Source organism: Ramlibacter sp., from assembly GCF_028292805.1.
Lineage (GTDB): Bacteria > Pseudomonadota > Gammaproteobacteria > Burkholderiales > Burkholderiaceae_C > Ramlibacter.
The window spans coordinates 1-6730 of the sequence record NZ_JAQGLS010000187.1 but is presented as its reverse complement, the minus strand read 5'-3'; the positions used below and the strand labels follow the sequence as shown (position 1 = coordinate 6730).

Here is a 6730-nt window from a genome sequence, read left to right as displayed (position 1 = left end):
CGCCGGCCGCGCCGGTGGCGCTGGCTGCGACGCTGGCTGCGGCGCTGGCGGCGGCGGCGGCGGCCTTCTGGGCCTCGCTCGCTCGCAGCAGCGTCATGCGCATGCTGAAGTTGGAGACGCGGCGCTGCTCCCGCGGGCTCAGCACGACCGTGGAGGAAACGATCTCCACCAGTTCCGGCTTGGTGATCCAGGGGCTGCCGCTGCTCAGGTTGCGCAGCAGTTCCGAGACGCGCTCGTTGGACTGGGCGATGCCGGTCACGGCCACCACGTTGTTGGCCTGCCGCATGCTGGTGAGGTAGACGCCGTCGGGCAGCTGCGTCACCAGCTCGTTGAGCAGGTGCACCGGCACGTTGCGGTCGGACTGCAGGTCTTCCACCGCCTGCTGGCGCGCCCGCAGCGCGGCGATCTCCTCTTGCAGGGTGGCGATGTCCTTGATCTGGGCTTCGAGCTTTCTGATTTCGGTGCTCAGGACCATGTTGCGGTCCTGCTGCTCGGAAATCTGGGCCGCGTACCAGAGGTAGACGCCGCCCGCGATCAGGGCCCCGGCCAGCGCCGAGGCGCCGAGCGAGGCGTAGAACATCTCGCGCCGGCGCTTGCGCGCCGCCTCGCGGTGCGGCAGCAGGTTGATCAGGATCACTGCAGAAACCTCCGCATGGCCAGCCCGCACGAGGTGAGGTAGGAAGGCGCCTCGCGGCGGACCTTCTTCTCACGCACGCTGTCGCCGAACTGCATGCCCTGGAACGGGTCGGCCAAGACGCAGGGGAACGAGGTCTGGGCGGTGATCGCCTGGCTCAGCCCGGGCAGCGCCGCGGAGCCGCCGGCCACCATGATGTGGTCGACCCGGTTGTGCGGCGTGCTGGTAAAGAAGAACTGCAGTGCCCGCGCGACTTCCTGGGCCATGCTCTCGACGAACGGCTTGAGCACGCCGGACTCGTAGTCCTCGGGCAGTTCGCCGCTGCGCTTCTTGTTCTCGGCCTCTTCCGGCGAAAAGCCGTACTGGCGCACGATCAGCTGCGTGAGCTGGGCGCCGCCGAAAGCCTGGTCGCGGTCGTACAGCACCTCGTCGTTGCGGATCACCTGCATGCTGGTGGTGGACGCGCCCACCTCGAACAGCGCCACCATCTGGTCGCGGCCGGCGTTTTCCAGCGATTCGATCAGGCGGCCGGCGGCCAGGCGCGAAGCATACGATTCCACGTCGATGACCACCGGCCGCAAGCCCGCGGCCTCGGCCAGCCCCTGGCGGTCCTGCACCTTTTCCTTGCGGGAGGCGGCAATCAGCACCTCGACGTCGCCGGCCGAGGTGGTGCTCGGGCCGACCACGCAGAAGTCGAGGCTGACCTCGTCCAGTGAGAACGGGATGTACTGGTTGGCCTCGGCTTCCACCTGGATCTCCAGGTCGGCGCCGCTCATGCCGCCGGGCAGGATGATCTTCTTGGTGATGACGGCCGAGGCCGGCAGCGCCATCGCGACGTTGCGGGTGCGGGTGCCGCTCTTCTTGACCACGCGGCGCATGGCCTCGGCCACCTCGTCGAACTTCTCGACGTTGCCGTCCGTGATCCAGCCGCGCTCCAGCGGTTCGATGGCGCAGCGCTCCAGCACCAGACTGCCGTCCTTGGCACGGCCGAGCTCGACCAGCTTGACGCTGGACGAACTGATGTCCAGACCCAGCAGCGGAGGGGCCTGGCGGCCAAACAATGAGCCAAAAGAAATCAAGACCAGTCTCCTGAAACACCCGCATTTCAAGGCGTAACAAACTTAAGATTCCACTTCAATGCTAGCAGTAACATCCTTGTCGGACAAAGGAATTTCCCGATTCGGCCCCCTTGCACCGTTGTCAAAACCCGACGCGCTCAGGTGCCATACTCCGGCGGCTTAAGCCACCCCTAGCGGCTGCCTTGTGGTCCCTGGCGGAACTGATCGGTCCGCTGGCGGGTCAGACCCCTGGCATTTTTATAATGGGCGCCCCGGGCCGCTCCCTGGAGTTCTATGCCTTCCCATTCCCCTGCCGGCAGCCCCGGTCCGTCCGCCCCCCGGCCCGCCTGGCAACGCTTGCTGCTCGGCTTTCTTGCCTGGACTTTCGGCATTGCCCTGGCGCTGGTCGCAACCGGTGTCGCCATCGGCGGCCTGGCCCTGGCCGTGGCCTATCCGAACCTGCCCGACATTTCCGACCTGTCGGACTACCGGCCCAAGCTGCCGCTGCGGGTGTTCTCCGCCGACGGCGTGATGATTGGCGAGTTCGGCGAGGAGCGCCGCCAGCTCACCCCCATCGCAGAGATTCCCCAGGTGATGAAGAACGCGGTGCTGGCCATCGAGGACGCGCGCTTCTATTCGCACAGCGGCGTCGACTACAAGGGCCTGGTGCGGGCAGCCATCGCCAACCTGGGCCGCGTCAAGAGCCAGGGCGCCTCGACCATCACGATGCAGGTGGCGCGCAACGTCTACCTGTCCTCCGAAAAGACCTTCACCCGCAAGCTGTATGAAGTGCTGCTGACCTTCAAACTGGAGCACAAGCTCTCGAAGGACCAGATCCTCGAGATCTACATGAACCAGATCTTCCTGGGCAACCGGGCCTACGGCTTCGCCGCCGCCTCGGAAGCCTATTTCGGCAAGCCGATGAAGGAACTGACGATCGCCGAGGCGGCGATGCTGGCCGGCCTGCCCAAGGCGCCGTCGGCCTTCAACCCCATCAGCAACCCGTCGCGCGCCCGCTCTCGCCAGCTGTACATCATCGAACGGATGCAGCAAAACGGTTTCATCACAGCCGAGGAGGAGGTGGCAGCCAAGAAGCAGGAGCTGAAGATCCGCTCCGGCCTGCCGGCGATGCCGGTGCGCGCCGAGTACGTGGCCGAGACCGTGCGGCAGCTGGTGTACGCGCAGTACGGCGACGAAGCCTACACCCGGGGCCTGAACGTGTTCACCACCCTGAAGTCCAACGAGCAGGAAGCCGCGTACAAGGCCTTGCGCAAGGGCATCATGGACTACGAGAAGCGCCAGATCTATCGCGGCCCCGAGCGCTTCGTCGACCTGCCCGACGACGCCAGGCAGCTGGAGGACGCGATCGACGACGCGCTGGCCGAGCACCCCGACAACGGCGACGTGATGGCCGCGGTGGTGCTGGAGACCGGCCCGAAGAAGGTGACCGCCGTGCGCATGAACGGCGACCGCTTCGACATCGTCGGCGAGGGCCTGCAGGCGGCCCGCTCCGGCCTGTCGGACAAGGCGCAGCCGAAGATCAGGATCCGCCGGGGCGCCGTGATCCGCGTCATGAAGACACCCAAGGACGCCTGGGAGATCACCCAGCTGCCCGAGGTGGAGGGCGCCTTCGTCGCGCTGGATCCGCGCAGCGGCGCCATCCACGCCATGGTCGGCGGCTTCGACTTCAACAAGAACAAGTTCAATCACGCCACCCAGGCCTGGCGCCAGCCGGGCTCGTCGTTCAAGCCCTTCATCTATTCGGCGGCGCTGGAAAAGGGCTTCACGCCCACCACCATCGTCAACGACGGGCCGTTGTTCTTCGACGCCGGCGTGACCGGCGGCCAGCCCTGGGAGCCGAAGAACTACGACGGCCGGTTCGAGGGCCCGATGCCGCTGCACACGGCACTGGCCAAGTCCAAGAACATGGTCTCGATCCGCGTGCTGCAGGCGGTGGGCGCCCAGAACGCGCAGGACTGGATCACCCGTTTCGGCTTCGAGGCCGAGAAGCACCCGCCCTACCTGACCATGGCGCTGGGCGCCGGCTCGGTCACGCCGATGCAGATGGCGACCGGCTATTCGGTGTTCGCCAACGGCGGCTACCGCGTCAATCCGTGGCTGATCACGCGCATCACCGACCAGAAAGGCAAGCCGCTGGTGGAAAGCCAGCCGCCGCTGCCGAGCGAAGCGGTGCGCGCCATCGACGCCCGCAACGCCTTCGTCATGAACCGGCTGCTGCAGGAAATCGCCCGCTCCGGCACCGCCGCGCGGGCCCAGCGCGAGCTCAAGCGGCCCGACCTGTACGGCAAGACCGGCACCACCAACGACTCCATCGACACCTGGTTCGCGGGCTTCCACCCGACGCTGACCGCCGTGGTCTGGATGGGGTACGACAACCCGCGTTCGCTGGGCGACCGCGAAACCGGCGGCGGCCTGAGCCTGCCGGTGTGGATCTCGTTCATGGAAACCGCGTTGAAGGGCTTGCCGGTGATGGAACCCGCCGCGCCGGAAGGCCTGGTGAACGTCGGCGGCGAGTGGTACTACGAGGAGTACGCCCGCGGCGGCGGCGGCGGTGTCTCCAGCCTGGGGCTGTCGAACGGGGGCGAGAACGGCGGGGCGGAGCACGGGTCGCTGCGGGGGCCGTCGGGCGAGCAGTCGCCGGGAGTGCCGGGCGACCGCAGCATGCAGAACGCGGACGGCATGCCGCCGTCGCGCCCGCCAAATTCCAGCGACGAGCGCCGCAGCATCCTGGACCTGTTCAGGAACTGAAGGCGAGTGGGCGGCCGGCCTGCTGGCTGGCGTAGCGGGTCAGATCGGCGAAGAACTCGCCCTGGCCCTTGGTGTCGCGCCAGCGCTGGCCGTCGAACTTGTAGTGGAAGCCGCCGGCGCGGGCCGCCAGCCAGATTTCGTGCAGCGGACGCTGCAGGTTGACGATGATCTGGCTGCGGTCCTCGAAGCTCAGCGTGATCATCCCGCCGACGCGCTGGTTGTCGATGTCGGCGTCCGTTTCCTCGTTGATCCGGTCGCAACACGCCTCGACGCTGGCCAGCAAGGCTTCGGCATGGTCGAGATATTCCAGGTCAGTCATTACAATTTCCAGATGTTCGGTGTACTTCAAATTCTAGTCAGCCCCTGCTTGCGCACGCTTGCCCTTGCCGCAGCCGTGGTCGCGGGGCTTGCCGCCTGCGGCCAGAAAGGTCCTTTGTTCCTGCCGACGGAGCCGGCCGCGGCCGGCCGCGCCAGCCTGACCGAGATCCTTGCGCCGTCGACGGCCGTGTCCGGGCCGCAGTCGCCCGCCTCCGCCGTGCCAGCCACCGGCAAGGCCTCGCCGGTGCGCAACCCATGACCGCTTCCACCCTGCCCGGCCAGCCGCACTTCCAGTACCGGGGCGACGAGCTGTTCGCCGAAGACGTGGGCCTGGCCGACTTGGCGCGAGCCCACGGCACACCGCTGTTCGTCTACTCGCAGGCTTCGATGCTGGCGGCGCTGGCAGCCTACCAGCGCGGCTTCGCCGGCCGCAAGGCGAAGATCTTCTATGCACTCAAGGCCAATTCGGCGCTGGGCATCCTTCAGGTGTTCGCGCGCGCCGGCTGCGGCTTCGACATCGTCTCGGGCGGCGAACTCGAGCGCGTGCTGGCCGTCGGCGGCCGCGGCGAAGACATCATCTTCTCCGGGGTCGGCAAGACCCGGGCCGAAATGCAGCGCGCGCTGCAAGTGGGCATCCGCTGCTTCAACGTCGAGAGCGAGGCCGAACTGGAGGTGCTCAGCGCCGTCGCCCTGCAGGCCGGGCAGCGCGCCCCGGTCAGCCTGCGCGTCAATCCCGACGTCGATCCCAAGACCCATCCTTACATCTCCACCGGCCTGAAAGGCAACAAGTTCGGCATCGCCCACGGCGACGCGTTGCGGGCTTACCGCCGCGCGGCCGAACTGCCGGGGCTGAAGGTGGTCGGCATCGATTGCCACATCGGCTCGCAGATCACCACCAGCGCGCCCTACCTGGACGCGATGGACCGGGTGCTGGACCTGGTGGCCAGCGTGGAGGCGGCCGGCATCCCGCTGGAGCACATCGACTTCGGCGGCGGCCTGGGCATCGCCTACGACGGCGAACAGCCGCCGGCGGCGGATGCCTTGTGGCAGCAGCTGCTGGCCCGGCTCGATGCGCGCGGCTACGGCGACCGCCAGCTGATGATCGAGCCGGGCCGCTCGCTGGTGGGCAACGCCGGCGTTTGCCTGACCGAGGTGATGTACCTCAAGCCGGGCGAGCAGAAGAACTTCTGCATCGTCGACGCCGCCATGAACGACCTGCCGCGCCCGGCGATGTACCAGGCGTACCACGCGATGGCGCCGCTGCGGCGCGGCGATGCGGCCACGGCCACGTATGACGTGGTGGGCCCGGTGTGCGAGAGCGGCGACTGGCTGGGACGGGACCGCGACCTCGCGGTGCAGCCGGGCGACCTGCTGGCAGTGATGTCGGCCGGGGCCTATTGCATGAGCATGGCCAGCAACTACAACACGCGTGGGCGGGCGGCGGAAGTGCTGGTCGACCGGAGCCAGGTGCACGTCATTCGCGAACGCGAAAGCGTCGCGGACCAGTTGCGCAACGAGAAGCCGCTGCCCTGATTTGCTGCCCTGTTCGCGGCGCGTCGCTGCAGGCGGTGTGCGGTGCATGCCCGCGGTGCGTCGCTCGGCGGCTGCGCGCGTCGAGTCCGCTGGAAGCTGCTCTTTCATTCCCCGGTCATTGCGGGTTTGACCCGCAATCCAAACTGCGGTTGGTCAAGCGCTGCCTGGATCCAGGGATGACAACCCACCACCAACCACCCTGCAAACCCGCGTGCGGGTGGGCTGCGGCGCGCAATCAGACAGGAGCGCCGGCGCTGTCCGGCTCGCGGCCCAGCGGGGCTACGAGAGCGTTAGCGTATCGAGCCCCGCGTACGTCCTCATGCTCGCGGAGGGTGCTTGAGCGGAGTGTTTGCTCGCGCGCGAGCAAACCGCAGCGAGTTCCGCCGCGGGGGCCGCGAGCCCGGACAGCGCAGGTTTT

Annotated in this window: 6 protein-coding genes; 3 read left to right on the top strand and 3 right to left on the bottom strand. The window is 67.8% G+C overall.

Annotated features, from left to right (window positions below):
• A partial coding sequence (locus JWP65_RS11495) for a PilN domain-containing protein (RefSeq protein ID WP_299763801.1) occupies positions 1 to 637 on the bottom strand: 637 nt, incomplete at its 3' end.
• Positions 634 to 1713, bottom strand: a complete 1080-nt coding sequence (locus tag JWP65_RS11490) for a pilus assembly protein PilM (RefSeq protein WP_299763800.1) — start codon at positions 1711 to 1713, stop codon at positions 634 to 636. The genes JWP65_RS11490 and JWP65_RS11495, both read right to left, overlap by 4 nt.
• 273 nt (positions 1714 to 1986) lie before the next feature.
• Between JWP65_RS11490 and JWP65_RS11485 the strand changes: the two genes are divergently transcribed.
• Positions 1987 to 4461 carry a penicillin-binding protein 1A gene (locus JWP65_RS11485; protein ID WP_299763799.1) on the top strand — a complete coding sequence of 825 codons (2475 nt, stop codon included), beginning with the start codon at positions 1987 to 1989 and terminating at the stop codon, positions 4459 to 4461.
• On the opposite strand, the gene cyaY is transcribed toward JWP65_RS11485, so the two are convergent.
• Positions 4451 to 4780, bottom strand: a complete 330-nt coding sequence (gene cyaY, locus JWP65_RS11480) for an iron donor protein CyaY (protein ID WP_299763798.1) — start codon at positions 4778 to 4780, stop codon at positions 4451 to 4453. The two genes, JWP65_RS11485 and cyaY, sit on opposite strands and share 11 nt — an antisense overlap.
• On the opposite strand from cyaY, the gene JWP65_RS11475 reads away from it, so the two are divergent.
• On the top strand, positions 4754 to 5038 hold the full coding sequence (locus JWP65_RS11475; RefSeq protein WP_299763797.1) for a lipoprotein: 285 nt from the start codon (positions 4754 to 4756) through the stop codon (positions 5036 to 5038). The genes cyaY and JWP65_RS11475 overlap by 27 nt on opposite strands.
• Positions 5035 to 6312, top strand: coding sequence for a diaminopimelate decarboxylase (gene lysA / locus JWP65_RS11470; protein ID WP_299763796.1), 1278 nt, complete (start codon positions 5035 to 5037; stop codon positions 6310 to 6312). Before JWP65_RS11475 ends, lysA begins: the two co-directional genes overlap by 4 nt.
• Positions 6313 to 6730 lie beyond the last annotated feature (418 nt).